We start from the raw sequence: 20,145 nt of genomic DNA, 5'->3' as shown, positions 1-20,145 counted from the left end.
CCTCCCATTTTCCGCCACCCGGGCGCAGGGATGGGGGACAATCGCCCGGTGACTTTGCACATCGTCATCGAAGCCGGCTCCACCGCCGCGCCCTATGAACAACTCCGCGCCCAGATCTCCGAGCACGCCCGGTCGGGTGCCCTGCCCGTCGGCTACAAGCTGCCCACCGTACGGGGCCTCGCCGAGGAACTCGGCCTGGCCCCGAACACCGTCGCCAAGGCCTACCGCGCACTGGAAGGCGACGGGGTGATCGAGACCCGCGGCCGTCACGGCACCTTCGTCGCCGCGGCCGGCGCCGCGGCCGAGCGACGGGCGGCTTCGGCCGCGCAGACCTACGCGGAGGAGGTCAGACGCCTCGGGCTGCCGCGGGCCGCTGCGGCAGCCGCGGTGGAGGAAGCGCTGCGGGCGGCGTACGGGGACTGATGCACACGAGGCCCCGGTGCCACGGGAATTCTCCAGTGGCACCGGGGCCCGGTCCAACAGCGGCGTGGGCGGGGATCCGAACCCGCGACCTCCGGGTCATGAGCCCGGAGCGCCGCCGAAGCGCACCACCCGGCAGCCTCCTGCACCACGGCCAACGTCCCTACAGGACAACGGAACTGACGGCGCCGCGCAGCACACGTACACCGCGGCGCGACCGGCGGACCATGGCGTAGCCCTTCGTCAGGGCCCGGTCCCGGGCGAAGGAACGGACAAGGGCGCGCCCCTCTACCAGCCGCTCGAACTCCTCGATGCCGGTGGTCCGCCGTACCGTCACCCGCTCCAGCGCATGGGGCCCCTGCCTGCGGCGGGCCAGGGCGTTGCCCACGGCGAGCGACTGTGTGAAGCCCGCCGCGCGCACGATTCGGCGCACCCGGCTGCTGGAATAGCCGTACGGGTACGCGAACGAGACCGGGGCCGCGCCCAGTTCGCCGGTGATGATCTCCCGGCAGCGCCTGGCCTCGTAGCGCAGTCGGATGTCGTCGAGCTGGTCGAGCTGCGGATGGGTGTGGGAGTGCCCGCCGATCTCCGCACCGGAGGCGGCGAGCTCCCGCACCTGGTGCCAGTCGAGCATGGTGTCCAGGGCGCCGCCCGTCTCGTGTCCGCCCCGCAGCCAGCCGGTCGACACGAACAGCGTCGAGGCGAAGCCGTGCCGGGCGAGTACGGGAAGGGCGTGCCGGTGCACGCCCTCGTAGCCGTCGTCGAAGGTGATCAGCACGGGCCGCGGCGGTAGCGGCTCACCCTGCCGCCACGCCCGGGCGAGCCGGGCCGTGGTGACCGGGGTGAAGCCCCGTTCGCCGAGCAGCTCCATCTGCTCGGCGAAAGCCTCCGGGGCCACCGAGAGGTCGAAGGCAGGCGGCGCCGGCCGGTGACCCACGGCGTGGTACATCAGGATCGGGACGGCCTCGTTCATGCCGCACCGCCTTCCGTCGGGGCGGGAGCGTAGGCGGACACCGGGCCGTGTGAGAACGCCACCGCCGAGCGGGCGCGCAGACCGGCGAGCAGGTATCCGGCCGCGGCGGTGACCACACCCGCGACGATGGCACCGGCCCGCGCGGCCCCGCCGGGTCTGCCCAGCAGGGCGTCGCGCAGCCCGCGTGCGACGCCCGCCGGAAGCACCCGGGTGGTGTACCTGCGTTCGGACTCAAGGCCCTTGCCGCTGCCCACGCTGCGGGCGACGAGGGCTTTGGACAGTCCTTCGGCATAGGTCCGGGTGCGGAAGTAGCCGAAGCGCTCACGTGTGGAGGGGACCTTGTGATGGATGACGGCACGGTCGTCGATCAGCAGGACCGCGTGCGGGACGGCCCGGCTGAGCCGGATGCACAGCTCGGTCTCCTCGCAGCCCAGGGGCCGTTTGTCACCGTCGCGTCCGATCCCGGTGGCGAAGCCGCCCGAGGCGTCGAAGGCCGTGCGCCGGAAGGACGCGTTGCCGCCGAGGACATTGCGCACCCGCACCCTGCCGGGTGGCAGGCCCCGGTACGTACAGCCCACCACCCAGTCGAACTCCTCGGGGAACCAGTACGGGCGCCGGCCCGAGGCCCAGAGGGGCAGGGTCCTTCCGCCCACCGCCATGACCCGGGGGTCGCCGTACCCCTCGGCGAAGTGGCGCAGCCAGTCGCCGTCGGCCACGGCGTCGTCGTCGAGGAAGGCGACGAACTCGCCGTGTGCCGCGGCGATTCCGGTGTTGCGCCCGGCGGAGAGGCCGCGGGGGCCCGCGTTGGCGAGCACCCGAACCTCTCCGCGAAGGTCTGCGAACCGCTCCGCCAGCCGCTCCAGCAGCACGGGGTTGTGGTCCACCACGACCAGCGTCTCCAGCGCGGGAAGCGACTGCCCGCGCACCGAGGCGACCGCGGCCAGGATGTCCTCCCAGCGGTCCTCGGTGTAGGCGCAGATCACCACCGAGAAGGTCCGGTCGCTCAAGAGAGCTCTCCCTGGGGCGCCTTGAGGGTGAGTGGCGGGGTGCTGCGCCCGGTGCGGCGCGGAATCCCCTTCTCCCGCAGGATCACCCGGAGCACACGCAGCCCGTCGCGCACGGCGCTGAGGTTGCTCACGCCGTGGATGCGCACGTACTCGTGGCTGGGCACCTCCTGGACCCGCAGCCCGGCCCTGACGACCCTGATGTTCATCAGGGTCTCGATCTCGAAGCCGGTGCAGTCCAGGGTGATCCTGTCGAGGCAGTGCCGCCAGAAGGCGTTGTAGCCGTAGCACAGGTCGGTGTATCGGGCGCCGAACTTGGCGTTGACCACGGCGCACAGGACCCGGTTGCCGAGTCTGCGGATGGGGGTCATGTCGTCGGTGCCGCCGCCGTTGGCGAAGCGGGAGCCCTTGGCGAAGTCGGCCCCGCCGACGAGGGCGGAGACATAGCTGACGATCTCCTGGCCGTGGGCCGAGCCGTCGGCGTCCACCATCACGATGATGTCCCCGGTGCAGGCGGCGAATCCGCTGATGAGCGCGTCGCCCTTGCCCTTGCCCGCCTGCTTGACGACCTTGACCCCGGGCCACAGCTGTCTGGCCACGTCCACCGTGCCGTCGGTGGAGTTGCCGTCGACGAGGACGACTTCATGGATCCAGTCGGGGAGTGTGTCGAAGACGTACGGAAGGTTCTCCGCCTCGTTCATGGCGGGGATCACGACGCTGACCGGCGGAGCGATCGCGAGATGGGAGGAGATCGGACGGTACTGGGCGGGGTCGGCGGAATTGGCGGACTGGGTGAACTCGGCGGAATCGCCGTCCAGTATGGCGGTGGCCGTGGCCCCGGCCGCGGCAGAAGCCGCGGTGCCGGTCTCATGGACCGCCGGGCGCAGGATCGAACTCATGAGTCGGTTTCCCTCTCGTCCGGTGGACCGCCCGCCCCCGGGCGGTCCGGATGAGTGTCCGGTTCGAAAGGGGGGTTCTCACCCCGGCCATGACGGCGTCGAACTCCGTACAAGCCGGGTGAGCTGGCATTGCTGGCCGCGCGGCCCGTGGACCGGCGCATGCGTGAGCACACGACCGATCACGGCACCCCCCTACCGCGCTCCGCTCCGGACCATCGCGACGATGACGAGCCCCTCCCCAGGAGTCGCTTTGCATGAGGGTCCGTTGCGGGTGGATGTACGACGGTATTGATGAATAGGACTGTATGACAAGACCTGGAACGAGGTCTCACCTTTTCGCTTCTTTATTCCTCCCTGGTGGAAATGTGCAAGCTGCTTCCATATTTCGGTAAAAGGGAGAAGTGGGGGGATTGATGCGATTGGCGCGATCGGTGAGGCGGTTGTGATGGCCGGTTTCAAGCGGCCGCTTGATCGCGTTGACGGTTCGTCAGGGAGGTCGCACTAAACCTGGATTGTTCTTGACGTGAACACTTCCAGTGAAGTATGCGCCGTGCTACGACAGTTGAGACAGAACTCCTGCTAAAGGGAGGTTCCATGAAACTGTCCCGAATCGCGGCATTCTCCTCCTCACTCCTCCTCGGTGCCGTCCTCGCTCTCACCGGCGCCGGCCAGGCACAGGCAGCCCAGAGCGCGGCAGCAGTGGACTACGTGGCCCTCGGGGACTCGTACTCCTCCGGTGTCGGAGCCGGTGCGTACATCGGCTCCAGCGGCAACTGTCTGCGCACCAACCGCGCCTATCCCGCGCTCTGGGCCGCGGCGCACTCACCCTCGTCGTTCGCCTTCACCGCCTGCTCAGGCGCTCGTACGAGTGATGTGATCGCCAATCAGCTGGGCCCCGTCACCTCCGCTACCGACCTCGTGTCCATCTCCATCGGCGGCAACGACGCCGGCTTCGCCGACGTCATGACCACCTGTGTCCTCCAGTCCGAGAGCACCTGCGTCGCCCGCGTCGCAGAAGCCAGGCGCTATGTCGACACCACCCTGCCGGGGCGGCTCGACTCGGTGTACTCGGCGATCAGATCCCGGGCGTCGGCGGCTCATGTCGTCGTGCTCGGCTACCCGCGCTTCTACAAGCTGGGGGGCAACTGCCTCACCGGCCTCACCGAAGGGGAACGCGCCGCGATCAACGGCGGTGCGGACTACCTCAACGCGGCCGTCGCCAAACGCGCCGCCGACCACGGCTTCACCTTCGCCGATGTCGCCCCCGGCTTCACCGGGCACGAGATCTGCTCCGGTTCCGCCTGGCTCCACAGCGTCAACTGGCTGAACATCACCGAGTCGTACCACCCGACCGCGTCCGGACAGTCGGGGGGCTATCTGCCGGCCCTCAGTAGGGCGGTGTGACGGCCTCACTCGGGTAGGTCCGCCGGGAGGACTCACCGGAACCGGCACTGCCCGTATCGCCGGTACCACCCGCATCACCGGAACCGTCGGTACGGCCCGAAGGGGACGGGGACTCCTCCCGCTCGCACGTCACCGAGAACGCCAGCCAGTTCGACCGCGCCTCGACCGGACTCCGGACCTCCACCCGGATCCGGTCGTGGTGTGTCGCGTCCTCGGCGTACGTCCGCTCGGTGTGGTGGACGTCCTGTGACGCACCCCCGCCTGAAGGGAAGGCGAGTGTCCGCCAGCCGTAGGCGGAACTCCGGCCGCTCTCGGTCACCCAGCGATAGGAGACGGTCGCCGGGACGCGGCCCACGGTGATCGTCGCACTGAACGAGGGCGCCTCCGCCTCGGGCGGCGGACAGACCCCGTGATAGCTGTCCCGCACCGACCGGGCGTACACCTGAACGGTCTGCGGCGGCAGGTGTGTACGCGATGCCGTGCCGCCTGTGCCGGTTGCTCCGCCCGTGGCCTCCGGAGCGCCGGTCGACTGCGCGGACGAGCCGCTGCCGCTCGCGTCCGGCCCACTGGACGCCGCCCCCGCGTTCTTGGAGCCGCCGTCGTCGGCCGCGCCGCTGCTCACCGACCCCCCGCCCCCTGTACCGCCGTTGTCGGTGCCGTCCCGTGCGTCGCCGTTCGTCACCAGCGCGTACGTCAGGCCGCCGATCGACAGCAGAAGCACCGCGATTCCGGCGATCAGCGCTGCCAGCGCACGTCGCGGCCTGCCGGAGCGCAGGGTGGTGGCTCCGGTGGGCGGGGTCGGCGGCCCGAAGCCCCCCACGGGTGTCGCGGCCCCGGCCGTTGTCGCAGAGGCGGCGGGACTCGGAGCGGACGATGCCACGGTGGGGGCGTACACGCCCGCGTGCGCCCGGGGAGTGGAGCCGGTGCGCGGCGCACCACCCGCTCCCACGATCCGCAGCTCGCGTTCCGCATCGGCGGCGGACACCCGCTGGGCCGGATCCTTGCGCAGCAGCCCCTCGATGACCCCGGCGAGTGCGCCTGCCCGGCGCGGTGGCGGCAGCTCCTCGTCGACCACCGCGCGCATGGTGCTCAGCGGTGTGTCCTGACGGAACGGCGACCGCCCTTCCACCGCTGCGTAGAGCAGCACGCCGAGGGACCAGAGATCGGACTCCGGGCCAGGAGTGCGCCCCAGTGCACGCTCCGGCGCGAGGTACTCGGGGGAGCCGACCAGTTCACCGGTCATCGTCAGGTTGGTGGTGCCCTCGACCGTGGCGATGCCGAAGTCGCTGAGCACCACGCGCCCGTCGTTGGCGATCAGCACATTGCCGGGTTTCACGTCGCGGTGCAGCACCCCGGCCTCGTGCGCTGCGCGGAGCGCGGCGAGCACCTCGGCTCCGATGTGCGCGGCGCGGCGCGGCGCCATCGGCCCCTCGGCGTCGAGCACGTCGGAGAGCGAGAGCCCCCGGATCAGTTCCATCACGATCCAGGGGCGTGCGTCGTGCGTGGCCACGTCGTAGACCGTGACCACATTGCGCTGGGAGATACGGGCCGCCGCCCAGCCCTCCCGTTCCAGCCGGGCGTACAACCGCCGAATGTCGGCGGCGCCGAGCGCGGCGGGCGCCCGGACCTCCTTGACCGCCACCTCCCGGCCCAGCGTCTCGTCGCGGGCCCGCCAAACGACGCCCATCCCGCCTTCGCCGAGCCGGCTGAGCAGGCGGTAGCGGCCTGCGACCAGCGCCTCGTCGATCCGGCCGCCGCCCGGCACTTCACTCATGACGAACCCCCCATCCGCAGCAGAGCGACCATCACGGTGGAAACCCTTCCAAGTTAGCTCAACTGATGGCGCCGACGGCCCCCCTGAACACCAATCCGCATCCCAGGACCAACACGGCGAGCGCCGTACTCAGCGGCGCGGTCCGCTGGACGAAGCCGAGGAACCGCCCGCTCGTACGGCTCGCGGCCCGCCGCCGGTCGAGCCATGCCGCCGCGCGTCGTCCGAGCCGTACGACGGCGAATCCGGCCGCGGTGAGGGTGAGCGCGAGGCCCGCCCCATACGCCACGACGAGCAGCAGTCCGAACCAGGCGTGCCCCAGCGCGGTGGCGCCGACCAGCACCACCACGGCGGACGGGCTGGGCACGAGACCTCCGGCGAAGCCGAGGAGCACGGTCCGGCGCAGTGGCTGGGAGGGCGCGGATGCGGGAGCGTGCACATGGGCGCCGTGATCGTGGCCGTGCGGGTGGTCGTGCCCGTGGCCGTGGGGACCGGCGTGACCGTGACCGTGGCCGTGGGGACGGGCGTGGTCGTGGGCGTGTTCACGGCTGTGGTCATGTGCCGTGCCGTGACCGTGATCGTGGCCACCGGCGGGTGCCTCGTGCCGGTCCCGGCTGTGGGCGTGGCCATGGCCGTCGTCGTGGCTGTGGCTGTACGCGCGTCCGCCCACCCAGTGCACATGGGTGTGTCCGTGCCCGCTGGCGCGCTGCTGCCATGCCCGGCGTACGAGCAGTGCGCCCGCCACCGTCACCAGGCAACCGCTCGCCACGCCCAGCCAGCCCACCACGGACGGGCTGACGGCCGCGCCCGTGGCCACGAGCGCGCCGAGGGCGAAGACACCGAGGGTGTGGGTGACGGTCACCGATGCCGCGAGCGTCAGGACGTCCCGGAGCGAGCTGCGGCCACCGACCGCCGCCGCGGCGGCCATCAGTGTCTTCCCGTGCCCGGGCGCCAGCGCGTGCAGGGCACCGAGACCGAGAGCGACCGCCAGGGCGAGGGCCGCGAAGGGCGGCGTCAGCTCACGGTGTTCGACAAGCCCGGTCAGCTGCTGCGTCCAGCGGTCCACACCGCGCGGCAGGATCGAGGCCGGAGCCGCGGTCTCCGTGCCGTCCTCCGCCAGCGCGGGCCCTCCGGGTACCGCCGTGACCTCGGCGGTCGTACGGTTCGGAGGGGAGTCCAGCAGCCCGTCCGGGTAACTGGACAGCCGGTTCGATACGGAGTCCCGGGGCACGGACGAGGACTTCAGGGTCCTGCGGTCGCCCCGCGCGGTGATCTCGCGCCAGCCGGGACCGTCCGCACCCGCGGCCCGGAAGACCACGGCCGCCGCACGCTCGGGCAGCGGCGCGGTCATCCCGCACTCCAGGCGCAGGGTGGGCAACCCCGCTTGCCCGGGACGCACTTCGGCCCGGGCCGGGCCGGCCTTGAGAGGCAGCACACGGCCGTCCACGCGCAGCTGCGACGTCCGTGCCGCCTCCGCGCAGCGCTCCGTCGCCCATGCCGCGAGACCGGACGCGGGGAGTTCCTTCGGACGCACCCTGGCGGTGGGGATCTCCGCCAGGTCCTCGACATGGTCGACAGTCAACTCGCCCGCGTGGAGGACGAGTCCGTCGAATCGGTTGACCGTGAAGTTGCCGAGCGGATGCGCCATCGCGGGCGTCGTGCCACCCGTGAACAAGGCGGCGAGCACCAGACCCAGTACGGCGGCCGCCCGTGCGAGCGGCCGCCGCAGGCCGACGGTGCCCGGCTCCCGGGCGGGGACGCCGCTGCCGACCGCGTACGTCGGCGACATACAGCCCGCCCCGGCGATCACCCCGGTGCCCCTCGTCGGGAAGTTCATGACCCCTCCAGGGCGTCGAGCGCGCGCCGGGCATCGCGCGAACCGAGTGGTGAGAAACCGGGGTTCAGCTCCAGGGCGCGGGAGAGCGAGGCCCGTGCGCCGGCCGTGTCACCGACTGCCCGCTCGATCATTCCGCGATGGAACAGGAACGCGGCGTTGCGGTAGCCGGTCGCCGTCGCACGCTTGGCGTGTGCCAGCGCCTCTTGTGACTCGCCGGACCGGTGCAGTGCCCAGGCCAGCGCGTCCTCTGTGTGCACCGTGCGGCGCCGCTGCCACTCGGCCCGCGCCGCGCGCAGTGCCGCCGCCTTGTCACCGTGGTCGGCCGCGGCCAGCGCGGTGTCCAGATCCGGGTTCACCCCGCCCGCACGGGCGAGACCGGTGTACGTGCCGACGACGGCGTACTGCTCCCGGGCACGCTCGGGCCGGCCGGTCGCCTCGTACAGCTCGCCGAGCGCGACCAGCCGTCCCGGCAGCGGATAACGCCCGACCAGGTCCTCGAACTCCTTGATCGCGCCCTTCAGATCTCCCTTTCCGGCGAGTGCCCGTGCCCGGCAGTCGCTTGCTTCCGGGTTGCCCGGCTCGGCCTTGAGCGCGACGCCGCAACGACGCAGCGCCTCCGCGTAGTCGCCCTGCGACCAGGCGAGCTGGCCCAGCGCGGTCGATGTGTAGGCGACGTCGGCGCGGCGGGCGGCCGAGTCCAGAGCGAGCTCCAGCACCCGGCGCGCCTCCTTGGTTTCCCCGCGCAGCTCCCGCACATAGGCGAACCGCGTGAACACCGGGATGCCGGGGCGGCGCGCGTCCGCCAGCCTCGCCGCGGCCAACGCTTCCGGATAGCGGCCGAGTTCGACCAGCGCGTCGATCCGCACCGCCAGGGCACGCTCGCTGTACGCGTTGACCGCCAGCGCGCCGTCCGCCGCGCGCAGCGCCCCGGGGAAGTCATGGCGGGCGGCTGCGAGCGCGGCCCGCCCGGCGATGGCGTCCGCATTGTCGTCGGGACGCAGCTCCAGCGACCGTGCGAGGGCCTTCTCAGCCTGCGGATACCGGGCCGCGTCCCCGCTGACCCTGGCTTCCTCGACATACGCGGAGCCGAGCGCCGCCCAGGCGCCCGCGTCCTTGGGCTGTTCCTTGAGGTGCGCCTGGAGGGCGCGTACGCCCTGGCCGGCCGCCGTCCCGGTGGCGGCGGCCGGGACGGCGGGCACCTCGCCCTCGCCGCCGACGACCGCTCCCACGGCCGTCAGTACGAGCGCCAGACCCGCCACCCCGGCCGCGAGCCGCCCCGCACGGGCGTGCTTGCCGAGCTTCACAGAATGCCCCTGCTGCGCCGGCGCATCCGCCACCAGCCGAGACCCAGGGCCACCAGCACCACTCCGGCGCCCGCGGACACCAGCGACGTGACCACGAGCTTGTTGTCGCCACCCGTCAACGCCGAGAGCTCGGAGGCTCCGCCCTTCAGCTGGCTCTCGGCGCCGTTGCCCTTGGCCACCTCGCCGCGGGAGCCGGACGTCGGCAGCGCCACATACGGGAACTTCTTCTCGAATCCCAGGTCGTTCGCGTCCACCGCGTCACCCAGGTCGTTCTTCTGTCCCAGCAGTTCGCCCTCGACCACCTGGAGCGAGATGTCGATCACGTCGTCCGTCAGCCGCCGCCCGTTGGGGAAGCCGGCCTTGTCACCGTCCAGCACCCCGAGGCGCTTGGGGTCATGGGTCGGCGGGATCGAGGTGTTCAGACGCAGCGCCTCGGCGGGCTTGACCTCCGGCGGCTGGTTGAGGTCCTTGACCCCGGTCAGGAACACCGACACCAGATCGTCGCGGGGTGTGGCGGGAGCCTTGATCTTGTAGATGGACTCGATGAGCTTGGGCAGCTCGGGTTCGGTGACGAACGGCAGGAACTCCGCGTCGTTCCAGGGCGACGAGGCGTTGAACTTGTCCTTCGCCTTCACCGGTACGACGACCTCGTTGACGAGAGGCATGCCGAGGCGCGACACCTGGGTCCAGTCGCCGCTCGCGTTCTTCCGGGACGTGGTCGACCAGATGCCGACCACCGGCTGGCCCTCGGACTCCCGTAGGTGCTCGGTCGGCACCTGGAGCGCGATGCTGTTGACGTTGTAGCCCTTGAGCGTGTCGTTGCCGACCTCGGAGAGGTCGCCGCCGTACAGCAGGTCGAAGACACGCAGGTCCAGGAAGAAGGGGTCGTCGGCCTGGCCGGCGAACACCGATGAGCCGTCCTCCATCCGGTGCACGGCCTGGGCGCGCAGCTGCGCGTAGTCCGGCATGGACGCTTTGCCCACGTTCGAGGGGGCGACCGGCACATGGTCGGCGATCTTCGTGTGGGAGATCACATGCTGCTTGCGCAGCTTCAGCAGTTCGAGGTCGTAGGTCTGCGTGATGTTGAGGTCCGGGTCGTCGACGCTGGTCACCGGTCCCGTGTTGTACAGGAAGGTGTCACCGTTCTTGACCTGGTCGTGGAAGGTCCAGCGGTAGAGCAGATCGCCCTGTGCGTCGCCGTCCGAGTCGACGTGGATCTCGTAGCGGGCGTCCTTGGCGAACCGGTAGAAGTTCGGCCCGCCCCCGGGTTCCTCGAAGGGCAGCCAGTTGGCGACGATCGTCGTGGTGTCCGGGCGGTCCGGGCTCACGAAGGCGTAGACGTCGGTGTTGTCGAGCTGAGGCTGGCCCGATATCAGCGGGGCCTCCCGGTGGCTGGAGGCGTGCGCGGCCCCCGGCGCGAGCGTGGTGGTGACTCCCGAGGCCGCGAGCCCCCCGGCTGCCAGCGCACCACAGACGAGCGCGGCAAGATTCCTGCGCCCCCGCGCGCTCCACTTGATAGCGGTCATCGCGTCCATCCCGTTCCTGTCCGAGGACCTTGGTTCAGTCCTGCCTGATGACCGGTGTTCGGGGCAGGAGACCGGATGGATTGGCGTGGATCGGAATTGGATTGGCGGCGGACTCGAAACTGTCCAACTCGCCCTGGAATCAGTTGGATTCGCTGAGTAACCGTCAACACCCGTACAGGGGTGGTGAATCCTGCGACCGGGATACACGAGTGTCACTACGGGACGATAGGGTTAACCTGCCCGGGCCGGGTGCCCTCGTACGGGTGGGGAGTGAAATGGAACAGATAACGGTGCGCAGCAGGGCGCGAGTGCCCGCGATCACCTGTGGAAGCAACGCGACCAGCTCGCGTCTCGACCGCCATCTCGCGGTGCTGGGCGGCCCTGTCGTCCCGCAGCGGGAGTCGGCGGAGGCGACGTCGCTGATGCGCGAGCTGACGACACGTGATGTGGCGCACACTCGCGCGAGCAAGAGTGAGCGGGTCTCGCTCTTCGCGCCGCTGCGCCGGCTGCGGCGCTCGCTGTTCGGCAGCCGCCGACACTAGGTCACACAGACCTCGCAGCTTCCGGCCTGGGTGGCCGGCAGGCGGAGCCGGGCTCGCGTGACCGCTTCACGCGCACCCGTCCCCCGCTCGCCCGTCCGGCTCCGATGCCCGCCCACCCAGGCCGTGCACCACACCGGGGCAGCCCCGGCCGGCACCCACCGCCCCGCCCGGACGCCGCACTAGAGCGGCAGAGCCGGCAGCTTGGCCTCGTACAGCCACATCGCGAACAGCCTGTCCAGTGGTAGCGCCGAATGCCGCCGCGCGAGGGCGATGAACCCCTCGGTCGTCACCACCCCGTGCCGGTGGGTCGCGGTCCACTCCCGCAGCAGCCCGACGAACGCCGCATGCCCCATCTTGGTGCGCAGCGCGTGCAGGGTGAGCGCACCCCGTTCGTAGACCCGGTCGTCGAACAGCCGCCGCAGTCCCGGATCGGCGATCCGGATGTCCTGCCGCATCATGGCCAGCCTGGCGCGCGACCTGGCCGCCAGTGCCGAGGTCGAAGGGCCGCCCGACAGCTCGGACCACAGCCACTCGGCGTACTTGGCGAAGCCCTCGTTGAGCCAGATATGCCGCCAGTCGGCCACTGTCAGACTGTTGCCGAACCACTGGTGGGCCAGCTCGTGCGCGACCAGCCGCTCGCTGCCCCGCCGGCCGTCCACATGGTTGGCGCCGAACACCGACAGGCCCTGCGCCTCCACGGGCACGTCCAGCTCCTCGTCCACCACCACGACCGCGTAGTCGTCAAAGGGATACGGGCCGAACAGGTCCGTGAACACCAGCATCATTTCCGGCTGCCGCGCGAAGTCCCGCTCGAAACGGCCGAGGAGGGTGCCCGGCACCGCGGCCGGCTGCGGCACCTCACCCGCGTGCGGCACCTCCACCAGCTCGTACGGCCCGATCTGGACGCTCGCCAGATAGCTCGCCATGGGCGCGGGCTGCTCGTACACCCAGGTCGTGGTGGACGCGCTGATGGTGCGCGAGGCGAGCGTCCCGTTCGCCACCACCGTGTACGGGGTCGGGGCGGTCACCGTGATCCGGTAGGTCGCCTTGTCGTCCGGGCGGTCGTTGCAGGGGAACCAGGAGCGGGCCCCGTTCGGCTGCGAGGCCACCAGTGCGCCCTCGTCCAGCAGCTCCCAGCCCAGATCGCCCCAGTCGCGCGTACGCACGGCGCGGGGGACACCCGTGTAGCGCACCTCCACCGTGAAGGGCGTACCCGCGCGCAGCGGCTTGGCCGGCCGTATCCGCAGTTTGTCGCCGCGGTGTGTGTACTTCGCCGGGCGGGAGCCGTTCACCAGGACCTTGGTCAGCCGGAACTGCCCGAGATCGAGCACGATCTCGGGCAGTGCGCGTTCGGTTCCCACCACGGCGCGGATCGTCGCCCGGCCCGTGAGACGGCCCGTCTGCGGACGGTAGTCCAGCTCCAGGTCGTACTCCGTGGTCCGGTGGCCACCGTCGCCGTGCTGCGGCAGATACGAATCCGTCACCGTGGTGCGTCCTTCGGTCGTGCCCTGTGCCCGTGTGCTGTGTCCCGTGCCGTGCTCACGTCCGCCATGCGGCGATCGGGTTGCCCAGCCACCGCGTGTCGGCGGGCACCCGCTCCCCGCGCATCACCAGCGACGCCGGACCGACCGTGGCCCGGTCCCCGATCATCGCGCCTGGCAGCGCGATCCCATGCGGACCGAGTGTCGCACCCGCACCGAGAACCACATTGTCCATGCGCATGATCCGGTCGTGGAAGAGATGGGTCTGCACGACACAGCCCCGGTTGACACTGGCACCGGCGCCGATCGCGACGAGATCCGCCTCCGGCAGCCAGTACGTCTCGCACCAGGCGCCCCGTCCGATACGGGCACCGAGGCCGCGCAGCCACAGGTTCATCAGCGGGGTGCCCGCGGTCGCGCCCACCAGCCAGGGCACGGCCAGCACCTCCACGAACGTGTCGGCGAGTTCGTTGCGCCACACGAACGACGACCACAGCGGCTGCTCCACCGCCCTGAACCTGCCCACCAGCAGCCACTTCGCGGCGATCGCGACCAGCGCCGCCACCACCCCGCAGGCGAGGATCACCACCCCGCCGAGCAGCACCGCGACCGCAGGCCCGAAGCGCCCCGCGATCAGGGTGAACGCGGCCAGCGCGAGCACGGCCAGCGCCACCCCGCACATCACCGGGACCAGCCGGCACAGTTCCACAGCGGCCCGCGCCAGCTTCAGCCGGAGCGGTGGGGCGAAGGTGCGGCTCTGGTCGCCCTGTTCGGCCGCCCGCGGCAGCTTCATCGGCGGCATACCGAGCCACGAGGAGCCCGCCTTGGCCCGCTTGGGCGCCGCCGACAGCACACCCACCAGGCCCCGCTTGGGCACCCTGCGCCCGGCCGCGGCCATCCCGGAGTTGCCGAGGAAGGCGCGCTTGCCGACCCGGGCCTCGGCGATGCGCAGCCAGCCGCCGCCGAGCTCGTACGAGGCGACCATGGTGTCGTCGGCCAGGAACGCCTCGTCGCCGACCGTCGCCATACCGGGCAGCGCAAGGACGGTCGACGCCTCCACCCCTCGCCCGACCCGCATCCCGAGCGCCCTCAGCCACACCGGTGTGAACAGGCTGGCGTACAGAGGGAAGAGATGCACCCGCGCCATGTCCATCAGCCGCTCGGTCGCCCACGCCTGCCACGCGACCCGGCCGTGCACCGCATGGTGCCCTTCGCACAGTCCGGCGCCCAGCAGCCGCACACCCGTCACGATCAGTACCGCGTACGCGGTCATGGCGACCAGCGTCGCCAGCGGCACCGCCGCGAGGGCCGCAGTCAGCGCCTCGCCGGCGCCACCGCCGGTACTTTGCAGGAAGTCACCCATCACCAGCAGACCCGGCAGCGCGGCGACCGCGGGCAGCAGCCCGATGAGCAGCGATGACACCGAGTAGACGACGGTCCAGCGACGTCTGCGCACCGGACGCCCGCCGCCGGGCAGGCCGCGCCCCGCCCTGCCCTGTCTGCACGCCGGGGCTCCGGCCCAGCGCTCGCTCGCGGGGACGGCTCCGGTCACGCCCGAGCCGGGGGCGACCTCCGCCCGCTTGCCGATCCGGGCGCCGGGGAACAGCGTGCTGCGGGCACCGACGGTGGCCCCCGCCCCGATCCGAACCGAGCCGACGCGCAGCCGGTCGCCGTCCAGCCAGTGACCTGACAGATCCACCTCGGGCTCGACGGCACAGCCCTTGCCGAGCCGCAGCATCCCTGTCACGGGCGGCAGCGCGTGCAGATCGACATCGTCCCCGACGCGGACACCGAGAGCCCGCGCGTAATAGGTGAGCCAGGAACCGGCGAGCCCCGTCGCCCCGCTGAGCTCGGCGAGCCGCTCCGCCGTCCACAGCCGCAGATGCGTGCGGCCCCCACGGGGGTACGTGCCGGGGCGCAGACCGCGCAGCAGCAGCCGCGCCCCGCCCGCCGCGATCACGATCCGCCCGGGTGGGCTGACCACGAGCAGCCAGCCGAGCGCGACCCACCACCAGGACACCGTGGGCGCCCAGGGCAGCCCGATGACGTTGTTCACCGCGGCGGCGACCACCGCCCAGCGCAGGCCCAGGACACCCATCAGCGGCAGCGTCAGCAGCAACTGCGCGACACCCGTGCGCAGCGCCACCGCACGCACGGCGCGGATCCTCGCACCGCGCCCGGACGCCGCCTCCAGGGTGCGCGCGAGGGCCCCCAGGGTGGGGTTCTGGTAGATGTCGCCGACCGAACCGGTGCCGTAGTGCTCACGGATCCGCGAGACCAGCTGGGCGGCGGCGAGGCTGCCGCCGCCGCTCACGAAGAAGTCGGCATCGGGCCCGCCGACCGGGGCCCCGAGCACCTCCCCCCACTGCCCGGCCAGCCAGGCCTCGGTCTCGCTCAGCCCGGACGTGTCCGTGACCCCGCCGTCCGGCAGCGGCCAGGGCAGCGCGTCGCGGTCCACCTTTCCGGAGGTACGCGTGGGCAAGTCGGCCACGACGGCGATCACGGGGACGAGCGCGGCGGGCAGCTCCTTGCGGAGCCGGGCCACGGCATCGGCGGTGTCAAACGCGTCTTCGGCCCTGCCCGGCACCACGTACCCCACCAGCAGCTGATGGCCCGCGGCCGTGGTACGGACCGCAGCGGCGGCGCCCGCGGCCCCGGGGAGCGCCTGGAGAGCCGCGTCGATCTCACCCAGCTCGATACGGCGGCCGCCCAGCTTGACCTGCTCGTCCGCGCGGCCGACGAAGACCAGGCCCTCGGACTCCGCGCGCACCAGATCACCACTGCGGTAGCCACGCTCCCAGCCCAGCGCGGGCAGCGGGGCGTACTTCTCCGCGTCCTTGCCGGGGTCCAGATACCGGGCGAGACCGACACCGCCGATCACCAGCTCACCGGTCGCGCCCATCGCCGCCGGCTCGCCCCGCTCGTCCACCACCGCGAGCTCCCAGCCGTCCAGCGGCAGCCCGATGCGCACCGGGCCCTCACCGGTCAGCGGAGCGGCGCAGGCGACCACCGTGGCCTCCGTCGGGCCGTAGGTGTTCCACACCTCGCGCCCCGGCACGGCCATCCGCTCCGCCAGCTCCGGCGGGCAGGCCTCGCCGCCGAAGATCAGCAGCCGCACCTCGTCAAGGGCCTCCACCGGCCACAGTGCGGCGAGCGTGGGCACCGTCGAGACCACGGTGATGCCCTGTTCGACCAGCCAGGGCCCCAGATCAAGACCGGTGCGCACGAGCGAACGCGGCGCCGGCACCAGGCAGCCGCCGTGCCGCCAGGCCAGCCACATCTCCTCGCACGAGGCGTCGAACGCGACGGACAGCCCGGCGAGCACCCGGTCACCCGGGCCGAGCGGCTCGTCCACGGCGCCCGTGAGGAAGAGCCGCGCCTCCGCGTCGACGAACGCCGCCGCGCTGCGATGGCTGACGGCGACACCTTTCGGCTTGCCGGTGGAGCCCGAGGTGAAGATGACCCAGGCGTCGTCGTCCGGCGCGGGCCTGCGCTCCGTGTCCCCACCGGGGCTCCCGACCACCACGATGCGGCGCCCGGCCCCGATCACGGCCGCCACCTCGGCCTCCCCGAACACCAGCTCGGCACGCTCGTCGGGGTCCTCCGCGTCCACGGGGACGTACGCAGCGCCGCTGGCGAGCACCGCGAGGATGGCCACGTACAGGTCGACGGTCCCGGACGGCACGCGCACGCCCACCCGGTCACCGCTGCCGACCCCCCGCTCGGCGAGCCGCCGACGCAGCTTCCCGACCTCGTCCACCAGGCCGCGATACGTGAGGGCCTCGCTGCCGTCGTCCACAGCCGGCGCCCCGGGGTGCCGCCCCGCGGTCTCCTCCAGGATGTCGAGCAGGGTCCGCTCGGCTGGAGCGGCTCCCGCGACGAACAGCGCCGGTACGGGGGCCGCGCTCGCATCGAGGAGCGGGTCGAGCAGCGCCGGCGTGTCCGGGACGACGGTCATACGGCGCGCCGTTCGCCCACCTGCATGACGCGGTTCTCGTTCCTGCGCATCGCTCACTCTCCGTCCGTGTGGTGTGGAGTGCGCCGCGAATCGTGGTACCTCCGCGCGCATGGCAAACGAGGAGTTTATCGAGCGTTCACCCGGGTGGCCTGTTGAACGGGTAGTCCCGATTCCGCGGGCAGACGGGTTTCGCGGTGTGCCGCGCCCCGTGCGGTGGCCGTACACCCGGGGGCGCCGCACGGGGTGCGGGCACGCCGGTGGCTCACCCCACCACTCCGTCCTTCCGCAGCTCCGCGATCTCCGTGGCCCCCAGTCCCACCTCCCGCAGCACCGCATCCGTGTGCTCCCCGAGTGCCGGGATCGGGCCCATCCGGGCATCAGGGCCGCCCGGCAGGTTGATCGGAGGAAGGAGCGCACGCAGGGGGCCCGTGGGGGAAGGGACCTCGCGCCAGCGGGAGCGGGCCGCGAGCTGGGGGTGGTGAGCCAGGTCGGTGACGGTGTTGAGGCGGGCGCAGGCGATGCCGCCCGCCTCGAGGCGGGCGACGGCCTCGTCGGTGCTGAGACGGGCCAGGGCCTCGCCCACCACCGCATCGGTCTTCGCCCGGTTCGCCGTGCGTGCCGTGTTCGTGGCGAAGGCGGGGTCCTCGCCCAGCTCGGGGCGTTCCAGCACCTGCTCGGCGAGGCGCCGCCACTCGCGGTCGTTCTGCACGGACAGCAGCACCTGGCCGCCGTCGGACGTCGCGTAGGCGTCGTACGGGGCGATCACGGCGTGCGCGAGGCCGGTGCGGGCGGGGGGCGTGCCCCCATGCATGCCGTGGTGCAGGGGATGGCCCATCCACTCGGCGAGCGACTCCAGCATGGAGATCTCCACCGGTCCTCCGAGTCCGGTCGTGGCGCGGCGCAGCAGCGCGGCGAGCACCCCCGAGAACGCGTACATCGCCGCTGCCACGTCCGCCGCCGGGATGCCCGCCTTCACCGGCTGCTCGGGCGTCCCGGTCACGGACACCAGGCCCGCCTCGCACTGCACGAGCATGTCGTAGGCCCGCTTGTGGGCGTACGGTCCTTCGGCCCCGTATCCGGAGATGTCCACCGCCACGAGCCGGGGAAACTCCGCGCACAGGCCGGCCGCGTCCAGGCCGAGCCGCGCCGCTGCGCCCTGTGCGAGGTTCTGTACGAACACATCGGCGCCGGTGATCAGCCGGCGCACCACGGCGATTCCGCGCGGGTCCTTCAGATCGACCGCGAGTGACTCCTTGCCGCGGTTGCACCAGACGAAGTGCGAGGCGAGCCCCTGCGCCGCGGTGTCGTAGCCGCGGGCGAAGTCACCGCCGTCCGGCCGCTCGATCTTGATCACCCGGGCTCCCAGGTCCGCGAGCTGGCGGGTGGCGAACGGAGCCGACACGGCCTGTTCGACGGCGACGACGGTGATGCCTTCGAGGGGCAGCGGCTGGCTCATGTCAGCCGTACTACCGCCTACCGGCCGTCTTTGTCATCCCGGCTCCGCCGGGGTGGCGCTCAGATCAGCGCGAACTGCCCTTCCGGGCCCTCCTCGTGGTGGTCCAGCACTGATGCGGGCCTGCGGGCGGCGTCCGTCACCGGTGCCAGTTCCGGGTCGGCCGGTCCGGTGGCGGCGATGGCCTGCGCCAGTGCCCTGCGCGGGGCCTCCAACCGGGCCAGCAGTGCCAGCACGGTGATGAGTTCGAGCAGCTCCGATGTCCGTTCCTGGGGCCAGGCGCCCGGCCGGATCGCGTCCAGGGTCCCCGGCTCCGCCTCGGTCGTACGCCGTGCGAACCAGCTTTCGAGCACCCGCACCCCGGCCACCGTGAAGTCCCACGCCTCCGCGGGGACGGGGGCGATCCGCCCCTCGCCGAGCAGCAGGGCCTCCTCGTCGGCGTCGTAGGCGATGCCCTGGGGCCGTGCCGGGAGCGACGCCCGTACATACGGCCGTTGGCCGCCGGGCAGTCTGGGCCGCTCGCCGCCATGGGCGCCCCTGAGCTGGATGTCCAGCAGCCGCTGGCCCAGCCGTGCACCGTCCGCCCACACCCCGGAGTCCGTAGTGAACGGCACCTCGCACCCCCGGCCCGAGGCCGACGGCTGTCCTGCGGCGACGATCCAGGCGAGGACCTCCGCCGAGGTGACCTCCTGTCCGTAGCGCGCACGCAGTGCATCCAGCACGCCCGCCGTCAGATTGGGCTCGGCCCCACCGGGCCGCCGGTACAGCGGTCGTATCCGCCCGGGCCGTCCGGCCGGTGAGCGGCCATCGGGCAGCGCCGCGGACACCAGCAGCACGGGGCCATCGGCTCCCGGCACCCGGCCGGTTTCCTGCAGGAACAGCTGCCGCCCGTCGGCCACCCGCCACAGCTCCGGCCGGGCGTTGTCGATGAGGCGGTGGTCGGGGATCACCCACTGCTGGTCGAAGGGCCCGTGCATGAGCGGAACGGGCTCGGGGCAGGGGCCGTCCTCCCCGGCGAACCGCGCGGTCCCGGTGGACTGCCCGGGCAGGGCGGCGACGCCGCTGCGCAGCGTCCGCGCCCGCGTCTCCCCGAAGAGCGTCCGGCGTTCATCCTCGCCGGCCCGTGTCAGCGTGTCCCAGCGGGCCCGCAGTGTCCGTGCCTCCGGGGCCACCACCCAGTCGCGGCCCAGCCTGAGCGGTCCGGCGGACCAGGGCATCAGATCGTCCAGCAGCATTGCGGCAATCACTCCGCCTCGACGGTCACCGAGAACGAGAACCGGTCCCCCCGGTACCGGATGCGCGCCACATCCACCACCCGCCCCTCGTCGTCGTAGGTCACCCCGGTGTAGTGCAGGATCGGCGACAGCAGCGGCACCTGGAGCAGCTCGGCCGTCTCCGGGTCGGCGAGCCTCGCCTCCACCGTGTCCGTGATCCGGCTGATCCTTACCCCGACGACGTCCCGCAGCACCTTCGTCATCGGCCAGGGGGCGAGGGAGCCGACCGCGAGGCGCCCCGCCCTGTGCGGGCGGAACCCGTTAAACGCCCCGTTCGTAGGTTGGCCGCGGGACCCCGG

Annotated in this window: 15 protein-coding genes; 3 read left to right on the top strand and 12 right to left on the bottom strand. The window is 72.1% G+C overall.

The window, feature by feature from the left end:
- Positions 1-30: 30 nt before the first annotated feature.
- A complete protein-coding gene (locus tag ACFV6V_RS14880) occupies positions 31-423 on the top strand; it encodes a GntR family transcriptional regulator (protein ID WP_385564209.1) in 393 nt (130 codons plus the stop codon).
- Between the two features lie 160 nt (positions 424-583).
- Here ACFV6V_RS14880 and ACFV6V_RS14875 read toward each other — a convergent pair whose 3' ends face one another.
- From ACFV6V_RS14875 to ACFV6V_RS14865, 3 genes are read right to left on the bottom strand one after another with little or no spacing between them, the layout of a single operon-like run.
- Positions 584-1,393 (bottom strand): polysaccharide deacetylase family protein, encoded by an 810-nt coding sequence (locus tag ACFV6V_RS14875; RefSeq protein ID WP_385564206.1) that lies wholly within the window; start codon positions 1,391-1,393, stop codon positions 584-586.
- The gene (locus ACFV6V_RS14870; protein ID WP_385564203.1) at positions 1,390-2,400 is read right to left on the bottom strand and encodes a glycosyltransferase family 2 protein; all 1,011 of its coding nucleotides are present in this window, start codon (positions 2,398-2,400) and stop codon (positions 1,390-1,392) included. Before ACFV6V_RS14870 ends, ACFV6V_RS14875 begins: the two co-directional genes overlap by 4 nt.
- Positions 2,397-3,296, bottom strand: coding sequence for a glycosyltransferase family 2 protein (locus ACFV6V_RS14865; protein WP_385564200.1), 900 nt, complete (start codon positions 3,294-3,296; stop codon positions 2,397-2,399). Before ACFV6V_RS14865 ends, ACFV6V_RS14870 begins: the two co-directional genes overlap by 4 nt.
- A 594-nt stretch (positions 3,297-3,890) precedes the next feature.
- On the opposite strand from ACFV6V_RS14865, the gene ACFV6V_RS14860 reads away from it, so the two are divergent.
- A complete protein-coding gene (locus ACFV6V_RS14860) occupies positions 3,891-4,700 on the top strand; it encodes an SGNH/GDSL hydrolase family protein (RefSeq protein WP_385564197.1) in 810 nt (269 codons plus the stop codon).
- Here ACFV6V_RS14860 and ACFV6V_RS14855 read toward each other — a convergent pair.
- The 4 genes from ACFV6V_RS14855 to ACFV6V_RS14840 are packed head-to-tail and all read right to left on the bottom strand — an operon-like array spanning position 4,684 to position 11,138.
- Complete coding sequence (locus ACFV6V_RS14855) at positions 4,684-6,474, bottom strand: serine/threonine-protein kinase (protein ID WP_385564195.1); 1,791 nt, start codon at positions 6,472-6,474, stop codon at positions 4,684-4,686. The two genes, ACFV6V_RS14860 and ACFV6V_RS14855, sit on opposite strands and share 17 nt — an antisense overlap.
- Before the next feature lie 58 nt (positions 6,475-6,532).
- Positions 6,533-8,308, bottom strand: a complete 1,776-nt coding sequence (locus tag ACFV6V_RS14850) for a nickel/cobalt transporter (RefSeq protein ID WP_385564193.1) — start codon at positions 8,306-8,308, stop codon at positions 6,533-6,535.
- Positions 8,305-9,612 carry a tetratricopeptide repeat protein gene (locus tag ACFV6V_RS14845; protein ID WP_385564190.1) on the bottom strand — a complete coding sequence of 436 codons (1,308 nt, stop codon included), beginning with the start codon at positions 9,610-9,612 and terminating at the stop codon, positions 8,305-8,307. Before ACFV6V_RS14845 ends, ACFV6V_RS14850 begins: the two co-directional genes overlap by 4 nt.
- On the bottom strand, positions 9,609-11,138 hold the full coding sequence (locus tag ACFV6V_RS14840; RefSeq protein WP_385564187.1) for a DUF4331 domain-containing protein: 1,530 nt from the start codon (positions 11,136-11,138) through the stop codon (positions 9,609-9,611). The genes ACFV6V_RS14845 and ACFV6V_RS14840 overlap by 4 nt, the downstream gene beginning before the upstream one ends.
- Before the next feature lie 275 nt (positions 11,139-11,413).
- On the opposite strand from ACFV6V_RS14840, the gene ACFV6V_RS14835 reads away from it, so the two are divergent.
- Complete coding sequence (locus tag ACFV6V_RS14835; protein WP_361286966.1) at positions 11,414-11,680, top strand: hypothetical protein; 267 nt, start codon at positions 11,414-11,416, stop codon at positions 11,678-11,680.
- A gap of 179 nt (positions 11,681-11,859) precedes the next feature.
- On the opposite strand, the gene ACFV6V_RS14830 is transcribed toward ACFV6V_RS14835, so the two are convergent.
- The 5 genes from ACFV6V_RS14830 to ACFV6V_RS14810 form a co-directional block, all read right to left on the bottom strand.
- A complete protein-coding gene (locus ACFV6V_RS14830; RefSeq protein WP_385564183.1) occupies positions 11,860-13,164 on the bottom strand; it encodes a M1 family metallopeptidase in 1,305 nt (434 codons plus the stop codon).
- Positions 13,165-13,219: 55 nt separating this feature from the next.
- A complete protein-coding gene (locus ACFV6V_RS14825) occupies positions 13,220-17,119 on the bottom strand; it encodes a Pls/PosA family non-ribosomal peptide synthetase (RefSeq protein WP_385564180.1) in 3,900 nt (1,299 codons plus the stop codon).
- A gap of 262 nt (positions 17,120-17,381) precedes the next feature.
- The gene (locus ACFV6V_RS14820) at positions 17,382-18,575 is read right to left on the bottom strand and encodes a CaiB/BaiF CoA transferase family protein (RefSeq protein ID WP_385564177.1); all 1,194 of its coding nucleotides are present in this window, start codon (positions 18,573-18,575) and stop codon (positions 17,382-17,384) included.
- A 59-nt stretch (positions 18,576-18,634) separates the two neighbouring features.
- The gene (locus ACFV6V_RS14815; protein ID WP_385564174.1) at positions 18,635-19,807 is read right to left on the bottom strand and encodes a type ISP restriction/modification enzyme; all 1,173 of its coding nucleotides are present in this window, start codon (positions 19,805-19,807) and stop codon (positions 18,635-18,637) included.
- Positions 19,808-19,815: 8 nt separating this feature from the next.
- The coding region (locus ACFV6V_RS14810; RefSeq protein WP_385564171.1) for a UTRA domain-containing protein at positions 19,816-20,145 on the bottom strand (330 nt) is incomplete at its 5' end.

It is taken from the genome of Streptomyces sp. NPDC059828, assembly GCF_042731955.1.
GTDB lineage: Bacteria > Actinomycetota > Actinomycetes > Streptomycetales > Streptomycetaceae > Streptomyces.
This window is presented reverse-complemented; position numbering and strand designations above follow the sequence as displayed.